14 protein-coding genes, 1 tRNA gene and 1 riboswitch are annotated in these 16,159 nt (G+C 47.2%); of the genes, 6 read left to right on the top strand and 9 right to left on the bottom strand.

What is annotated here, in order from left to right; all coding sequences use genetic code 11:
• Positions 1–66 precede the first annotated feature (66 nt).
• Together GCE9029_RS04610 and GCE9029_RS04605 are read right to left on the bottom strand one after the other, a co-directional pair.
• A complete protein-coding gene (locus tag GCE9029_RS04610) occupies positions 67–1,221 on the bottom strand; it encodes an amidase family protein (RefSeq protein WP_062661238.1) in 1,155 nt (384 codons plus the stop codon).
• A gap of 69 nt (positions 1,222–1,290) precedes the next feature.
• Positions 1,291–2,421 (bottom strand): hypothetical protein, encoded by a 1,131-nt coding sequence (locus tag GCE9029_RS04605; RefSeq protein WP_062661237.1) that lies wholly within the window; start codon positions 2,419–2,421, stop codon positions 1,291–1,293.
• A gap of 386 nt (positions 2,422–2,807) precedes the next feature.
• Positions 2,808–2,920, top strand: a riboswitch (glycine riboswitch).
• Between the two features lie 129 nt (positions 2,921–3,049).
• Here GCE9029_RS04605 and GCE9029_RS04600 point away from each other — a divergent pair.
• Positions 3,050–4,438, top strand: coding sequence for an alanine/glycine:cation symporter family protein (locus GCE9029_RS04600; RefSeq protein WP_062661236.1), 1,389 nt, complete (start codon positions 3,050–3,052; stop codon positions 4,436–4,438).
• Positions 4,439–4,500: 62 nt separating this feature from the next.
• Here GCE9029_RS04600 and GCE9029_RS04595 read toward each other — a convergent pair whose 3' ends face one another.
• The 3 genes from GCE9029_RS04595 to GCE9029_RS04585 all read right to left on the bottom strand — a co-directional run bounded on the left by GCE9029_RS04595 (position 4,501) and on the right by GCE9029_RS04585 (position 5,905).
• Entirely contained in the window at positions 4,501–5,181 is a 681-nt protein-coding gene (locus GCE9029_RS04595) for an HAD family hydrolase (protein ID WP_062661235.1), read from the bottom strand.
• Between the two features lie 275 nt (positions 5,182–5,456).
• Entirely contained in the window at positions 5,457–5,714 is a 258-nt protein-coding gene (locus GCE9029_RS04590; RefSeq protein ID WP_062661234.1) for a DUF6482 family protein, read from the bottom strand.
• Positions 5,715–5,831: 117 nt separating this feature from the next.
• Positions 5,832–5,905, bottom strand: a tRNA-Cys gene (locus GCE9029_RS04585).
• 347 nt (positions 5,906–6,252) lie between these two features.
• On the opposite strand from GCE9029_RS04585, the gene GCE9029_RS04580 reads away from it, so the two are divergent.
• From GCE9029_RS04580 to GCE9029_RS04565, 4 genes are all read left to right on the top strand, one after another.
• Positions 6,253–8,409: an adenosylcobalamin-dependent ribonucleoside-diphosphate reductase gene (locus tag GCE9029_RS04580; protein WP_062661233.1), complete on the top strand. Its 2,157-nt coding sequence runs from the start codon at positions 6,253–6,255 to the stop codon at positions 8,407–8,409.
• Between the two features lie 64 nt (positions 8,410–8,473).
• Positions 8,474–9,172 carry a TSCPD domain-containing protein gene (locus GCE9029_RS04575; RefSeq protein WP_062661232.1) on the top strand — a complete coding sequence of 233 codons (699 nt, stop codon included), beginning with the start codon at positions 8,474–8,476 and terminating at the stop codon, positions 9,170–9,172.
• A 192-nt stretch (positions 9,173–9,364) separates the two neighbouring features.
• Entirely contained in the window at positions 9,365–9,955 is a 591-nt protein-coding gene (locus GCE9029_RS04570; RefSeq protein ID WP_062661231.1) for an FMN-dependent NADH-azoreductase, read from the top strand.
• A gap of 167 nt (positions 9,956–10,122) precedes the next feature.
• Positions 10,123–10,599, top strand: coding sequence for a hypothetical protein (locus GCE9029_RS04565; protein WP_062661230.1), 477 nt, complete (start codon positions 10,123–10,125; stop codon positions 10,597–10,599).
• A 109-nt stretch (positions 10,600–10,708) separates the two neighbouring features.
• Here GCE9029_RS04565 and GCE9029_RS04560 read toward each other — a convergent pair whose 3' ends face one another.
• Together GCE9029_RS04560 and GCE9029_RS04555 are read right to left on the bottom strand one after the other, a co-directional pair.
• Positions 10,709–12,064 carry a MipA/OmpV family protein gene (locus tag GCE9029_RS04560; protein ID WP_062661229.1) on the bottom strand — a complete coding sequence of 452 codons (1,356 nt, stop codon included), beginning with the start codon at positions 12,062–12,064 and terminating at the stop codon, positions 10,709–10,711.
• Between the two features lie 159 nt (positions 12,065–12,223).
• Positions 12,224–12,859, bottom strand: a complete 636-nt coding sequence (locus tag GCE9029_RS04555; protein ID WP_062661228.1) for a 2OG-Fe dioxygenase family protein — start codon at positions 12,857–12,859, stop codon at positions 12,224–12,226.
• A gap of 323 nt (positions 12,860–13,182) precedes the next feature.
• On the opposite strand from GCE9029_RS04555, the gene GCE9029_RS04550 reads away from it, so the two are divergent.
• Positions 13,183–13,941: a nucleotidyltransferase family protein gene (locus GCE9029_RS04550; RefSeq protein WP_062661227.1), complete on the top strand. Its 759-nt coding sequence runs from the start codon at positions 13,183–13,185 to the stop codon at positions 13,939–13,941.
• 30 nt (positions 13,942–13,971) lie between these two features.
• Here GCE9029_RS04550 and GCE9029_RS04545 read toward each other — a convergent pair whose 3' ends face one another.
• Both GCE9029_RS04545 and GCE9029_RS04540 read right to left on the bottom strand, forming a co-directional pair.
• Positions 13,972–14,742: a class II glutamine amidotransferase gene (locus GCE9029_RS04545; protein WP_062661226.1), complete on the bottom strand. Its 771-nt coding sequence runs from the start codon at positions 14,740–14,742 to the stop codon at positions 13,972–13,974.
• Between the two features lie 92 nt (positions 14,743–14,834).
• A complete protein-coding gene (locus GCE9029_RS04540) occupies positions 14,835–16,022 on the bottom strand; it encodes an NnrS family protein (protein WP_062663123.1) in 1,188 nt (395 codons plus the stop codon).
• Between the last annotated feature and the right edge of the window lie 137 nt (positions 16,023–16,159).

The raw sequence follows: 16,159 nt of genomic DNA, 5'->3' as shown, positions 1-16,159 counted from the left end.
TAGGCTGGAGTGCGAAAATGGTAATGAAATGAAAGTGCTTGTTTAACCTTGCAGCCGTAATCCAGTTTATTTGAGTAAGCGACCAGCCGCTTCAAAAAGAAGTCTGTCTTCTCCGGGGTGCGCAAGCAGAGAAACACCCATCGGTACTCCTTCAACGGTTAGCATTGGTAGCGTAATTTGTGCTAATCCTGCCACCTCTGCAATGGCATAGAGCCTGCGTTGATTAATCAGAAAGGTGTCGTCGACAAACATCTCGTTTGGGGCTTGTCCTGGTGACGTGGGGATCATCATCACTTCGCCGCTACCAAAAAATCCCTGTAGGCTGTCGCTGAAAAACTCTCGTTTCTTTTTCGTTTCGACAAACTCTTTGAAGCTTTTTCCACGAATGAGCTTCAGATAATCCAGCGTTTCATCAGTCATCTTCGGACTAGCAGCATCTAACCATTGCCCGTACTGTAAATCTATTTCTCGGCCAAGCATCACAGTGTGGATGTTATGCGCTTGGGTGAGAGTGAGTTTGCTAAGACTAGGAACTTCATTCAACCGCCAGTTTGATTCAGAGAGAGTCACTTCCCACTCAAGCATTGCTTCAATAGGCAACAACTCATGGAAAAGGGATTTCGCGTATTTAATGGATTTGAGGCGGACAGTTCTTGGCGCTTTTGTCCAACACTTCTCCGCGATTTGATACATTATTGGCAATTGCTTGGTCACAATTCCAACGGCATCAAATGATGGCGAAAAAGAAGTGACACCACGAAGATCGATCATCCCTTGAGAGGGCCTGTACCCAATAAGGTTGCAGAACGAAGCAGGTATCAACACGCCACCACAGCAGTCATTGCCGATACCAATAGACGCTCGCCCCCGAGCCACGGCCACTGCGATACCAGAAGATGACCCGCCAATGCGAACATCAGGAGATACTGGGTTAGATAATTTGGCCCGGAAAGGGTTTTGTCCGCTAATACTGGTGCCAAAGTCATCTATCTGAGCTTTGCCAATCAGTGTACAACCAGAGTGCATCAGCGTAGAAACGACATGCGCGTCATTTTTAGCGGGTTCGTGATTATCGCTCCATTCAGGCACGCCAATCCCTGTTACAACGCCCCTGACACCGACACAATCACTCACTACAAGCGTCTGGCGTTTTAATACGCCAGTCGCGATATCCTGTCGTTCCGGCTTAAAACTGCTAATGAGAAAGTTATCTTCAACCATCACATTTCCATTGTTTTATTTTCATATTCATAAACTTAGAACGAAAAACGTGAGACTGCATAATCAGACCTAAGCACCAGTACACTTTTTGAGCAGTGCATCGCGACTATCTCTGAATGATTCACTCGTAAACAGTTCGTCGTTGATCTCTAACTTGCGGCTTTGTAACCAGCTATCCGCACTTGAACCTTGCCCATATGGAATTCTATATACGTGGAAATGTTGGTTTTGGTGCAAATAGATCAAGTTCGCAGCCACTCGCAAAGGCTTAAGAGGTTCATTCAGGTAAAGCCTGAACTCGCCACTACAGTCATTCACGATGTAAGACCCGTTTGCGCTCCTGATAGAAATATAAGGCCTGTTCGACTCTGTATAAGATGCCAAGGACCACACCCCTGTTTTGCTTGTCAGCTTCAAAAATGGCAGCCGCAAAGTTTCTTCCATCGTCGGGACTATTTCTTCAATGGTGGGTTCATTGTCAGCGATGGTTTGGTTTTTCGGTTCGGCATGAACCACTCGGACAGTTGGCGGAGTCACTTCTGGCTCTTCGCTATCAAACCAGGTTGTCATTGCTGACCAATTCACCATGCTCGCCCCAAGGAACAAAACCACAATCAATGACGACATCGCCATTGCAGGTAACCAAAACTTCTGTGCCCACTGAACAGCCCCCGGCATTTTCACGCCTGAGTTTCGCTCAAGCTCAGTTTCCAACATTTCGTTTTCAGACAGCGCTCGGCGCAACTCACCCGCTAATTTGCCCTGTTCGACAATGGCAGCATCTTTCTGGCTTTGAAGACGATTGCGTTCTTCTTTGAGAAGTACCATTTCACCTTCTAGCTGTGCGATCTTACGCGAGTAGTCGATGCCACTACCGCCAGTATTTCCCTTTCTGGACTGGTTAAGTTGAACCTTGAGCAGCTGATTAAGCGCGGAGAATTCATCCCTTTCCTTTTTCACCGCAGCTAATTCACGTGCCAGCGCCGTGGTATTGCCGCCAGAAGAAACAGATGGAATCGCGAGGGGATGTTCGCCTTTCCCTTTGATGATGTTGTCGTAGGAATGGCGGACAAGGTGCATCAATGCCTTGGAACCACCTTTGTCTGGGTGCACGCGAACAGACAGCAATTTGTAACGCTGCTTAACAGTGGATTCAGGATCACCCGATTTGGTACCAAGGATTTCGTTAAACGTGGTCATTGACAGATTTAATTACAGTTCAGATGAAGTTGTATCGGCCTCGCAGGGATTTTCTTGAGCCAGAGAGCGTCTCAAAATTAAGATAGCTCAAAGCCCGACAAACTGAGAGAGCAATTGCTTAAGGTTTGTGCAATCTCTCCTTTTCCCAACCAACAAAGGAAACGTTTCATTAACATAGAATTATCTTTTTAAGCCTTTGCGTTCAATTTTATACCAAACACACTATTTTCAATTGCATTCACATTTTTGTGATCTATGATACTCACGAAAATTTGAAGACCCGGTGAACGCTGCTGGAGAGAGATGGCATTGGCCATCCGCCGAAGAAGTAAATCTTTCAGGCACTCATTAACACTGAATTTGGAGTTTGAGTAAGGACAGTAGCGGGAGGGAACTCTGGAGAGAGGTAAGCCAGACTTACCCGCCGAAGGAGCAAGCTCGCCCAACTTAATTGATGGATTCGAGTGAAACTCTCAGGCAAAAGGACAGAGGAGATAACCGCATTAACTTGCGTTATACCCAAATGACCTGAAGATACACGATTCAGCGAGCATATTCTGACCATTTGGGTATATATACTGCTATTTTTCTGCGGCTACTCTCCTCCTTTTAATCTAAAGGGGGATAAATGAACCATTCGCTTTACGACTTTCTACAAATCATAGACAACCTCGTATGGGGCCCACCACTTCTGCTGCTGCTTGTCGGCACTGGTATCTATTTCACTTTCCGACTTGGCGCGATCCAGTTTTTTAAATTGCCTTTAGCGCTATCTTACGTTTTCAAAAAAGAAGAAGGTGTTACTGGCAAAGGCGATGTTTCAAGCTTCGCTGCGCTTTGTACTGCCCTTTCTGCCACGATAGGAACCGGTAACATCGTTGGTGTTGCTACCGCCTTGAAACTGGGTGGCCCGGGCGCTCTGTTCTGGATGTGGATGGCAGCACTTTTCGGCATGGCAACCAAATATGCTGAGTGTCTACTTGCGGTGAAATACCGTGAAAAAGATGCCCAAGGCAACATGTTGGGTGGACCTATGCTTTACCTGGAGAAAGGTGCAGGCAAAAAGTGGCTCGCGCGCCTGTTTGCTTTCTTTACCATTGGCGTAGCTTGCTTTGGTATTGGTACTTTTCCGCAGGTGAATGCGATCGTGGATGCCAGCCATATCGCGTTCAATATCCCACATGAAATCACTGCGATTGTGCTGACCGTGCTGGTTGCCGCAGTGACTATTGGTGGTATCAAATCCATTGCAGGCCTGGCGAGCAAGATCATTCCGACAATGACAGTGGTTTACGTCACCGCTTGTGTCGGCATTCTGGTGAACAATGCAGGTGCGATTCCTTCTGCGATTAGCCTGATTGTGGAGTCTGCCTTTACCGGTCAAGCAGCAACTGGCGGTTTTGTAGGTGCCTCTATCATGATTGCCATTCAAGCGGGTGTTGCCCGTGGCGTTTTCTCAAACGAATCAGGTTTGGGAAGCGCCCCAATGGCAGCGGCTTCAGCACAGACCAACTCTTGTGTACGACAAGGTTTGATTTCCATGGTCGGTACTTTCCTGGACACCATCGTCATCTGCTCAATGACTGGTCTTGCACTGGTGCTAACAGGCGTTTGGTCGATGGATATTGAAGGTGCACGTATGACGACGGAGGCATTCTCACTGGGCCTGAACGAAGGTTTTGGCCCAATGATTGTTGCTATTGGTCTGATGTTCTTTGCCTTCACGACAATCCTGGGCTGGAACTACTATGGCGAGCGTTGTGTGGTGTACCTGTTTGGTCAACGCGCAGTGCTAATGTACAAGCTCGTGTTTGTCGCACTCATCCTGTCTGGTGCTTTCATCAAGCTGGATATGATTTGGCTGATTGCTGACATTGTGAACGGTCTGATGGCAGTGCCAAACTTGATTGGCCTCATTCTCCTGCGCCATGTGGTCGCGGAAGAAACCCGTGTCTACTTTGAAGCATTGAAAAATGCGGTTAGCTCATCGTCTGATTCTAAAGCCGCTAAAGCCTGAGTTGCTGACTCGATAGAAACAAAAACAGCGCCAATTGGCGCTGTTTTTGTTTACCGAAAAGGCTATGCGGTTTTCGCATTTAACATGTTACTCAAACCCAATTTACCGAAAATAGCATCATAATGGACGAAGTTCGGGATTCGGGTGTGATGCTGGACTTTAGTACCAACGGCAACAAACTCATACCCGAGTGTGCTGGTTGCCATTTTGTCCCACTCTCCATCGCCAAAGTAAACACGGCGCGTAAATACTGCACCTGTGTCTTGCTTGGCGCGAAAAGCAGCCAGCGCCATGATTTCGCTGCGTGTCATTGCATCAGAGCAAGACGCAAAGCTCACACCGGTGACATCAAAACCTGCAGCACTCAGCTTCATTTTGGCAGATTCTTCCCAACCACCAGTCGCGATAGCCAACACCACATTGGGGTGTGCTTTCATGTCATTCACGAACTCAATAGCACCTGGCGTCGCAGTCAAATCGTTTTTGTTCGAAGAAATATACTCTCGCAGTTTTTGTAGAAAAAGCGCTTTCACTTCACGCAAAATACGCATTCTTTCCTGACGCATTCCCTGCTGTTCAATCAGTTCTTCCAAAATGCCGACATCGGTCACGTTGGTAAACGCCCCCCAATCATCGGTGAGTTCGATACCAACCACTTCTTCTACTGCAGAACGAAAGCAATCAGAATCAAAATCGTAGCTGTCGATCAACGTCCCATCGACATCCAACATAAACAGGTTCATTAACGCCTTTCCTCAAATCTAGGATACAGAAACAACCCTCAAGGCTGATTTGAATTTGCGCGTGGCCGTTACCCCATTCCGCGCAAGCCGAACATTGTATTTACAAATGCAACGTCTGAGCAACAATCTTTACTGATAATTACAGATAGTAGACGCACATCAAGGTTGGCGCATACGCTAGAAAAGAAATGTGACAAAGTGATGGCTACTAACAATTTGTAACCATCACTTTCAAGGAATATGTGATGTGGAGCGACGCCGACATCTACCCGATGTTAAAGCGAAATAACGTGACTGCTGGTTTCGCTGGCTTCTTCACCAATCATTTCGTCGTAAGGGTTGTCCATCACCAATGTCGCTGATGTAAAACCCTGCTGTGTGAGCGCTTCTTTTGCTGTGTTGAGGCATTCGAAGAACATCAAATCCCCGTCTCTGCTCCGCTGATACGTCACGGTTCCTTTGCCAGCACTGGTGCCAATGAGGTATTTGCTGGTATCGCCACAGCTTACAATGATTGCTTCTGCGTTAGACATCGGTATTCCCTCTTATTGTGATTTAAGAGAGTTACGCACAGAAAAGCCGCTGCGATCAAAACGCGCAGTTTTACACAATGGTGGGGTGTGGATAAGAGAAAAACAAAAGGGAAAGAATGGAGGCGCGTCCCGGAGTCGAACCGAGGTCCACGGATTTGCAATCCGCTGCATAGCCACTCTGCCAACGCGCCTTTCAGTATCAGAGAGTGTCTCTGGCTACGGGACGGAATTATAGAGTCCCCAACGCGCAACGCAACGGTTTTTTTCACCTTTCCATCTGTGTGTTTCTGATTTGATCACTTCGAGTAAAAATTCAGCTTGGCAACATTCATTACTCTCAACGTGAGAGGCTTTAGAGGCACAACACACTATCCTGTAAGAAGAAGTAAAATTTCTTCCGAAAAGAGTGTTTGTCAAGACTTGAAGATCACAGGATATAGTGGTTTGATCTGCGCCCTTGTCGATCAGGGGCACAATATAGTGTTTCTGGCCAAGCTTCGCTCAACAAGACGGCATTACTTTCGAGGTGCAATTCATAATGGCTAAAACCAAGTCAGCTTCTGATATCGAATCCACTGGCGTACTCGCTATTCCTTACCAAGATACGTCGATGGAAATTTGGGACAGCAAATACCGCCTGAAAAGCAAACACGGTGACGCAATCGACGCGACACTGGATGACACTTTCAAGCGCGTAGCTCGTGCACTTGCCGATCTCGAAGAAAAATCAGTACGCGAAAAGTGGTACAACGAATTTCTGTGGGCACTTCGTCACGGTGCTATCCCAGCAGGCCGCATTACGTCTAATGCTGGCGCTTTCGAACACAAGCCTGCTACCTCAACCATCAACTGTACGGTGAGTGGCACCATTGAAGATTCAATGGACGACATTCTTGGTAAAGTCCATGAAGCTGGTCTGACCCTGAAAGCGGGCTGTGGTATCGGCTACGACTTCTCTACCCTGCGTCCACGCGGTGCGTTTGTTTCCGGCGCAGGTGCATACACCTCTGGCCCACTGTCGTTCATGGATATCTACGACAAGATGTGCTTCACCGTTTCTTCAGCAGGTGGTCGTCGCGGTGCGCAAATGGGCACCATGGATATCCGTCATCCAGACGTGATGGAGTTCATCCGTGCGAAACGTGAAGATGGCCGTCTGCGTCAGTTCAACCTGTCTCTGTTGATCACCGAAGAGTTTATCGAAGCCGTTAAGAACGATGGCGAATGGCAGTTGATCTTCCCTGTGACCGCGAAAGAAGCACGTCAAGACGGCACCGATCTGCAGAATGATGAAACCATCGTATGGGCAGACTGGCCGAGCAAAGATGGTCTGGTTGAAGATGATAAAGGCCGTGTGGCGTGCAAAATCTACCGCACCATGCCAGCGCGTAACTTGTGGAACGTGATCATGTCGTCGACTTACGATTACGCAGAACCGGGCTTTATCCTGATCGACAAAGTTAACCAAATGAACAACAACTGGTTCTGCGAAGACATTCGTGCAACCAACCCATGTGGTGAACAACCGCTGCCTCCTTACGGCGCATGTCTGCTGGGTTCAGTGAATCTGACCAAGTTCGTTCGCGATCCATTCACTGAAAATGCCTACTTCGACTGGGACATGTACCGCAAGGTCGTGGCGATCTTCACCCGCATGCTGGACAACGTGGTTGAAATCAACCAGCTGCCGCTTGAGAAACAACGTGAAGAAATCGAAACCAAACGCCGTCATGGCATGGGCTTCTTGGGTCTGGGCTCTACCCTGACGATGCTTCGCCACAAATACGGCAGCGCAGCATCTATCGCTTTCACAGAGCAAGTTTCTCAGGAAATGGCAATCACTGGTTGGGAACAAGCGATCGAGCTTGCTGCAGAGAAAGGCGCAGCACCAGTGATGGACAAAGAATTCGACGTTACCCCTAAAATGATGCGTCTGCGCCCTGAAATGGCGAAAGACGGTATCAAAGTCGGTGACAAGGTAAAAGGTAAGGTCCTGCACGCGAAATACAGCCGGTATATGCAGCAAATTGGCGAAGTTCGTCCAGATCTGATTGAGAAACTGGCAGCGAACGGTGGCCGCTTTACGCACCACAGTTCTATCGCGCCAACCGGTACCATCTCTCTGTCACTGGCAAACAACGCAAGTAACGGTATCGAACCAAGCTTTGCTCACCACTACACCCGTAACGTGATCAAGCCAGGTAAGAAGTCGAAAGAAAGCGTCGATGTGTTCAGCTTTGAGCTGTTGGCTTACCGCGAACTGATTAACCAGAAAGCAATGCCATACAGCACGAAGGAAGACGAGCAACTGCCAGAGTACTTCATCACTGCCGATGACATCACGCCAAGCCAGCACGTAGAAGTACAAGCGGCTGCTCAGCGTTGGATTGACTCTTCAATTTCGAAGACAGCAAACGTACCGACTGACTTTCCGTTTGAGAGCTTTAAAGACATCTATATGGATGCGTATGACAAAGGTCTGAAAGGTTGCACCACCTTCCGCTTCAACCCAGAAGTGTTCCAGGGTGTTCTGGTGAAAGAAGAAGATCTGGAAAACACCACTTACGTATTCACGCTGGAAGACGGCACTACCTTTGAAGCCAAGGGCAACGAGAAGATTGAGTATGACGGTGAAGAACACACCGCTGCTAACCTCTACGACGCCCTGAAAGAAGGCTACTACGGTAAGTTCTAACCGCAGACAGATAAATAAAGGGGTGGCGATTTCGCTGCCCTTTGTGAGAAAGAAGTAATTCGTTATGACACGTAAAATTGAAAGCAAAATTGTTGCGTACAAAGTAAAAAGCAAAGACGCCGCTCAGGAAGCGCCTGTTGCTCCTGTTGTCGAAGTACCGACATTTGAAACCATGCATGAAGAAATGCCACGTCCAGAAAAACTGCTGGGTTCGACGTATAAGCTGAAGACGCCAGAACACGTTTCTGAGCATTCTCTGTTTATTACCATCAACGATGTTGTGCTGAACGAAGGAACTGACCACGAAGTGCGTCGTCCTTTTGAAATCTTCATTAACAGCAAGAGCCTGGAGCACTACCAGTGGATCGTGGCGTTGACTCGCATCATCTCTGCGGTATTCCGCAAAGGTGGCGACGTGACTTTCCTGGTGGAAGAACTGCGTTCCGTATTCGATCCTAAAGGCGGTTACTGGAACAAAGGCAAATACGTGCCTTCTCTGATTGCTGAAATCGGCAATGTGATTGAACAGCACCTGATGGAAATCGGCATGCTGAAAAACCCAGAGATGGACGAACACCAGAAGGCATTTCTGGAAGCCAAACGTGCTGAGAATGCGTCAAAAGAAGAAGTGAAAGAGGAAGAACCGGTAAGCACGGGTTTTCCGCCTAGCGCAACCCTTTGCTACAAGTGCCACAACAAAGCCGTTATTGTGAAAGACGGTTGTCAGACCTGTCTGAACTGTGGCGACTCTAAGTGCGGTTAATGCACTAAATACCCACATTTAAAGGGCTTCCCTCGGGAAGCCTTTTTTCTATCTCATTGCACTCTTTTAACCATGTTCAATTAATTCGAACAACCAATCCAAATTTTTCCGCTTTTTCCCCTGATGCCAGCCACCTATAGTTAGTCTCAACACGACAAAACACGTGAAAAAGACACTTAATTGGAGCGAATAATGGCTAATGTACTGGTTTTAAAGTCAAGCATTCTGGGCGAATACTCTTCTTCAACAAAATTGATTGACCAGTTGGTTTCACAGTTTGGTGAAGACACTTTTGTCATTGAACGTGACTTAGCAGCTCACCCAATTCCGGTATTGGATGGTGAGCTGGCAATGGGATTACGTGGCGCAGATAACCCTACGCCACGTCAGCAAGAAGCACTGATTCAATCTGACCAACTGATTGACGAGATCAAAGCAAGCGACACCTTGGTTATCGCAGCGCCAATGTACAACTTTAACATTCCAACCCAGTTGAAGAACTGGATTGATTTTATCGCCCGCGCTGGCGTGACGTTCTCTTACACCGAGAATGGTCCAAAGGGATTGCTCACTGGTAAGAAAGCCATTGTGGTCACCACCCGCGGTGGAAGGCATTTGGGCCAACCAAGTGAACACATCACGGGTTACCTGAAAACTGTGCTGGGCTTTATCGGTATTACCGAAGTGCAGTTTGTATACGCAGAGGCATTGGCAATGGGTGATGACCCGGCACAGGCTTCTATGGAACTGGCTGCCAAAGATCTCTTGGCTCTGGTTTCCTAATTCAGATTTCCGTTTACTGCTAACTTAAATTTCCTTTTTCATTTTGGGTGTCTGTGTAGACACCCTTTTTTTGTTGGATCTTTCTCTCAGCATCGCCTTTTCGGCATTTTCATTTGGTAAATAATCCGTTCTTATGTGGCCTTTGGTTTGCCCTGCTGGAGCCCTAAGTGATTAAAGCAAATCCATTTTTAGGAAATGACGAAGAACGTGCTGAAATTTGGGACATGTTGGTCGCAAAAGATATTCGCGCTTATACCCAAGCAGATTGGTCGTTGGTAGAAGATGATTTCCTTGAGGACGAGTTCTTTGCCGTCAATGCGGGTTTCGACAGCGACCCAGGTAAATGGAATCTCGCCTTCTCGCGCTTTGAAAGCTACCGCGATTCATGGCTGGAAGCTGCTCGCGCAAGTTTGAATACCGAATATGCAGAGCCTCTGGAAGACGCTGTTCACAAGCTGACAACACTGGAACAAATTGAAGTGAAAGACGGTAAGGCGATTGCGAGAAAGCAGTTTGATGGCACGATTCAAGTTGTAGGCAAAGAGCCAGAAGTGCTGAACTGGCAAACACTTTACTATCTGAAGAAAACACCTGCGGGTTGGAAGATTGTCGGTTTCACCGGCTACCTGCCTTACACAAAATAAAACCTAAGAATTAGAGCGTCGGGAAATTGAAAGCATCATATCCTTTCTCTCCCAAATGTCCCGGCGCTCGCCTTATCCCGCTCTACAATTCTCTCTGCCCTAAAACCACCTAGAACTCGATCTGTAAGTAAATCGTGTTGTAGTTACTGCCACCTTTAATTCGGCCGAACTGACTGGCTTTCTCAAAGATGGCTGAGCGATGATGAATAGAATAGCCCAGCCAGGCACGGTTCCATTCTGACTTACCAAACAGATCCCCCAGATTCACATCAAGAGATAGGTCGATGAAGTTGAGCAAATTACTAGGCTCATAGCCTTTCTCATCCATTTCTGTCTGTTCTATGTAAGTAATGTTGTTCACGTACGAAAGGCCTTCTGCCACACCAAGTCGCCATTTTGTTGGCCAATCGATGGTGTAATAGGCTTTAATTGCCATCACAATTTCGGCTGAAGAAGCCTGAACGTCTGAGTTCCAGTGCCAAACAATACCTGGTGTCAGGTACAAATCCATCGGAATACCAAACAACTCATCACTGAGTGGATGACCATAAAAGACGGAAGTCAGTTGGTTGTTGAACGGGTCTTTTTCAGTGTCACCGGCAAGGATATCACCGATATTGGAAGGTGTGGCCCAACCGTGCGCTAAACGCCAGTAAGGACGGGTAGAAATTTCCCGCTCGCCATGGCGGCGATTATCGTTAAAGAATCCAAAGCCGGCGTAAACTTCACCTTGCCAGTCGTTGCTGATGGTTGGCGCATTACGCACATTCTCATCAAAGTAGGTCGCGTAGGCCGCGCCAACCAAGTAAAGATTAGAATAAACGTGGTAGCGTCCTTTTACGCCCGCTTTAAAGTCCATTCCTGCGCCCAGTTCCACTCCGTCATTTCTGTATTCAGAAAGGCCGTAATAGAAGCTGTTGAAGTCTGCATCTTTGTACCGCACAGAGACTGTCGCGTTTAGGTCAAAGCTTTCACCTTCAAGCTTTTTACCTAAGGTCGCGATGCCATGGAAGCGGCTGCTTTTGTCAGAAAGTAGGTCTAAATCCGCATACCAGCCATCACCCAGTTGGCGCTTCAACTGGAAACCAAAATCACCGGTGTCTCCACCAATGTCATTTTGTACTGCTGTTGGAAGGTCGATAAAACGCATACGAAGAATGGTATTCAATCGCCACTCATCTTCTTCCCAAAGTCTCAGACCGCCTTCGGTACCGTCGATGAAAAATGCTTCGTCTTCATAGAACATCATCGGCACAAAGCTGGAGACAATATCACTTCCGCTGTCAGAAAAAGGAATACCGGCAGAACGAATTGTCGCCGCCAAGCCCCAGTTCTCACTCCGCTTTAAACGCAACGTCTCTACAGACTCTGATTTTTCCGCAGGTTCAGGCTCGCTGGTCGCGTGTGATACTCCAGTAAAACAAAGGGACGCAGCAGCCAGCATTAAGGGAAACTGATTTTTCATTCATCTTCTATGCATTAATTCAAGTGAAGTAAGTGTAACGTATTCAATGGAAAGTGTTTCGGATTAATGCATGAAATCAGTCAGTTAAGATCGTATGAAAAAGGACTGGCGGCCAATTTGGCCACCAGTGTCTATGGTTTTAGCGCTTTGCTTTTGGTGTTAATGCTCTCTTGCTGTCAAAACAAAGAGATCCATATGACCATGCTCTGAAGGGTTAAGCGGCCTGATTGGGTTCGCGTTATGCCAGACCGCGTGATCATCCAGCAAAGCAACGTCTCCATTATTCATTGCCAGAGAAAAGAACGGCTGATCACTCCTATCTTTGTAAACCAGAATTTCGCCACCTTGCACATTCTTTCTGTCTATTGCAGCAATCGCGATATGGTCAAAACCGTCTTGGTGAATCCCCTCAGGAGATACTGGTGTGATGTCATTAAGGGTGATCACCCTCATTTGGTGAATTTCGATATCTTGCTCGTCATCCAACTCATTGTTGTCTTTAAACAAGCGACAAAGTTCAAACAAACCCTCAGAGTGAAGCACTGCAGGAGTGAGTTCTTCAAAGTTCCTCACTACACCGCCTTGGTGCTGGTTGATAGCTTGAGATTGTACAAAGGTGTGATGCTCCATTTGCCGGAGCGCGCCATCGTGGCAGTGCACAATAGAATAGCGTCTTAACCGATACTGACCATCTGCATAAGGGGTAGTGGGCAGATCATCAAACATAGGTTCAAGTTCTTTGACAGCCTGGTCGCTGATATGACAAAGCTGCATAAGGTAATCTGGATGGTACATGTTACGTCCTCCATATTGGTCCTCAATCAGGCACTCTGGGTAAGAGTTTCCTGACCACAGTCATCACATAAAGTTAACGACAATGCAGCAAGTTTGACAAACTTTTATAGATTATAAAATCATGTTAAATGTCAAATACGCACAGATAATTTACATAAGACAAAATAAGCAGAGGAATATTTTGCAATATTTGATCTGTACCAAATTGCTCAAATCCACTTTGAGAGGTTGAACGCGAACCTAACTCTTTCATTCAGCTAACATTCATACTCCATGGATAAAATAGATTTGTGGATGCCCAAGGACAACCAAGAGGTAAGTAAATGGGAAGAATGATTAAGGCGCTGATTATCGTACCAATTCTGGTGATTCGTGTTCCAGCATATGCCAATCAACCTGACATTAAGCCCCTCCCTGAACACCCTAGCCCAGCATATGAGCAAATTCAGCCTCAACAAGCGCTGTCTGATTTACTCGCTATTCCTTCGTTTCGAGCTCATCAAGTGAATCAACCCGTCAACGATTTAGATACTCTTTATAAGCGCGCCCCAGCCGCACAACAGGAGTTGGAAACACTAGCAACAGGCATTGCCGATTCTGTAAACGCTAAGGTATTGAGTGCTGGCATGAAGGGACAGGATCGCGCGGCTGTAAAAGTGGATAAAGAACTGAATGGTGATGTGTCTAGGCTCACTGATATCGTGAGAATCACCATTGAATCTGACTCGATTGACTCTTTAAACCAAGCATATGAAAAGCTTGCCGCAAGTACACAGACACTCGAGGTGATTAACCGCTTTCAGGCGCCTCGCCCCTCAGGCTATCGTGATTTGAAAGTACTGGTGATACTGCCAGAAAGCCAATTGGTGGCAGAAGTACAACTGCACCTTAATGCCATCTCTAAAATCAAAAATGGCCCTGAGCATGGTATCTACGAGCAAATTCAGCGCATTGAACGTGATGCAGTGAATCGTGACTTAACGGTGTTTGAAGTCACCAAGATTGCTCAGCTTCACCAACAATCCCGAAAGATGTACCAAATGGCCTGGGCGCAATATCAGCCATACAGCATGGCGGTATAACCCAGCAAAATTGTAGGGCGGTTCTCCGCCCTATCTCATCTCGAATTGCGTAATCTCTACTTGCTCGCCTTCCAGTGCAATGAAGCTCTGTGCTGGCACACTCTTCCATCCTTCTCTGTCTGTATCATATGGCTCTGACGCCAACACCACACCACTGTCTAGATGCTTGTAGAACAACGTCGGTGGTACACCATGAGTGGCATATCTTAATCCCCAAAATTGTTTACCGTTACTGACACAAATTGATGCTTTGAACGGATCTTCTACCTCTTTGGCGCGCATCTCAGCTTCTACCCTAGCGATGACCTTTTTAAGCGCTTCTTTGGGCGACGCCTCCATGTTGTACTGCAACAGAAGAAGGAATATGAGCTCACTGTCTGTCGAACCTTTTCGCTTGAGGTAGAAAGACTCCTCCAAATGTCGCTCAAGGCTGTAGCGCGTCTGTTCAAACTCAGGGATTTGCCCGTTATGCATGAACAGCCAGCTATCGACATTGAATGGATGACAGTTTTCTCGGGAGGTATTTGTACCAGTCGACGCACGGACATGCGCCATAAAACGATGTGATCGCGTGTGTTCTGCAAGCGATTTTAGATTGGCATCAGACCATGCAGGTAGGACTTCACGATAAAGCGCTGGCGTTGGCTTTTCACCATACCACGCGATGCCAAAACCATCCGCATTGACGGCAGTCACCGCTTTGGTTGCATCCATACTCTGCGACACCAACGAATGATTTGGTTGATGCAGCATTTCATCCAGATAACACGGCTTTCCCTGATACGCTAACCACCTACACACAGCAACCTCCTATTACTTCAGACTTTTTAAGTATGAATGAGTCATGGGAAATTGCCGTGCCAGACAGCTCATTTTTATGTTGGGCGGTTAAATCAACCAGGGTGACCGTCTACCCTCGCTTTCATCAACATAGGGCCGAAAATAACAGCAAAGGCAACAAATGATATTACCCATCCCACCGCTGCAGCTACTACCCATGTACTCAAATATTCAGGCCAAATCGTAGGTCCCATTACACGGATAAAGCTAGCGATTACTAGGGAAAGAAAGGCAAAGGCAAACTTCGGACCTTGATAGATTGCTCGGCCCGTATGTCCCATCGTTACTCTGGTAATCATCGCTAGAATGACGCCGGCTAAGGTACCCATTGCCAGTAGGTGGATCAAAGTATGAGATACCCAAGGGCTGCTGATGGCCAATGCTTTGGCAAACAGTCCCAACGGCAAAGCAAAGTAAAACACGTGCAATGACCATACCAGAGGCTCACTCATTGACTTAAAGCCGCCCCAGCGAAAGAGACGAATCAGTTGTGCACTGCCCGCCACCAGCAGCAAAGCAAGGGTTACTGTCGAGCTCACCAAAGGAAAGAAACTCAGAATCGCCAATAAGACCAGCGGGAGATTCGCCGCGACATCAAGCCACAGTAAGGCTTTTGGTGCTTCAAACTGAAAACGTTTTGCGGTGAAGAATGGGATCACTCTGCCGCCCATGATGGATATAAGCAGCATGAACCACCAAATCATCGCCTGCCACAGTACATTGGAGGAAAACGGCGGCATTCCCTTCACCGTGGCATAGCTGGCGAAGTTAGCGATAAGTGCAACGGTAAGCATTGGAATGAAAAACAAATTCCGCCAACGTTTTGTTTTCACCACCCTCATTCCTACTTCCCAGCCAACCGCCAATAAAAATGCACCATCAATCACTGCAATTACCGCCAGTGGTGTGTCGGTCCAAAATAGAACCCGCGGTAACAACCAAAGCATCACAATGATTGCAAGTTTCCACCCGGATGTTCCCTTCACGCCTGTCCATGTCTGAACCGCAGTTAGAAGAAAACCTGCCACCACTGCTATAGCAAATCCAAATAACATTTCATGAGCATGCCACCAGAGAGGTGGGACACTGAGTGACGTCGATGAGCCAGTGGAGAACATCCAACTCCAGACGCTCACAGTAAACACAGCATAAATGGATGCCAACAGGAAAAACGGCCTAAAGCCCAGTCGTAAAATGGGAGGAATGCGGTCTTCCTTTGCCTTGTCGACAATGTTAATCATCATGGAATCATCTCTCCGAACCCTTTAAGTTGCATTTATTATACACCTTAAAGGAATGTAGGAAAGTCAACCTGTTTAGTATCCGAATATCAGTACTTTAAGGAAAAGAAAAAGCCGGCGATTGCCGGCTTTGAATA

The sequence above is a fragment of the Grimontia celer genome (assembly GCF_900055185.1).
Lineage (GTDB): Bacteria > Pseudomonadota > Gammaproteobacteria > Enterobacterales > Vibrionaceae > Enterovibrio > Enterovibrio celer.
Note: the sequence above shows the minus strand (reverse complement) of the source record. Positions and strands in the feature narration are given on the sequence as shown.

Bases quoted from the DNA above. Each gene is read 5' to 3' on its own strand.
- GCE9029_RS04580 (WP_062661233.1), top strand. From the start codon at position 6,253: ATGGCTAAAACCAAGTCAGCTTCTGATATCGAATCCACTGGCGTACTC.
- GCE9029_RS04590 (WP_062661234.1), bottom strand. From the start codon at position 5,714: ATGTCTAACGCAGAAGCAATCATTGTAAGCTGTGGCGATACCAGCAAA.
- GCE9029_RS04570 (WP_062661231.1), top strand. From the start codon at position 9,365: ATGGCTAATGTACTGGTTTTAAAGTCAAGCATTCTGGGCGAATACTCT.
- GCE9029_RS04610 (WP_062661238.1), bottom strand. From the start codon at position 1,221: ATGGTTGAAGATAACTTTCTCATTAGCAGTTTTAAGCCGGAACGACAG.
- GCE9029_RS04555 (WP_062661228.1), bottom strand. From the start codon at position 12,859: ATGTACCATCCAGATTACCTTATGCAGCTTTGTCATATCAGCGACCAG.
- GCE9029_RS04560 (WP_062661229.1), bottom strand. From the start codon at position 12,064: ATGAAAAATCAGTTTCCCTTAATGCTGGCTGCTGCGTCCCTTTGTTTT.
- GCE9029_RS04575 (WP_062661232.1), top strand. From the start codon at position 8,474: ATGACACGTAAAATTGAAAGCAAAATTGTTGCGTACAAAGTAAAAAGC.
- GCE9029_RS04605 (WP_062661237.1), bottom strand. From the start codon at position 2,421: ATGACCACGTTTAACGAAATCCTTGGTACCAAATCGGGTGATCCTGAA.
- GCE9029_RS04540 (WP_062663123.1), bottom strand. From the start codon at position 16,022: ATGATTAACATTGTCGACAAGGCAAAGGAAGACCGCATTCCTCCCATT.
- GCE9029_RS04600 (WP_062661236.1), top strand. From the start codon at position 3,050: ATGAACCATTCGCTTTACGACTTTCTACAAATCATAGACAACCTCGTA.
- GCE9029_RS04595 (WP_062661235.1), bottom strand. From the start codon at position 5,181: ATGAACCTGTTTATGTTGGATGTCGATGGGACGTTGATCGACAGCTAC.
- GCE9029_RS04550 (WP_062661227.1), top strand. From the start codon at position 13,183: ATGGGAAGAATGATTAAGGCGCTGATTATCGTACCAATTCTGGTGATT.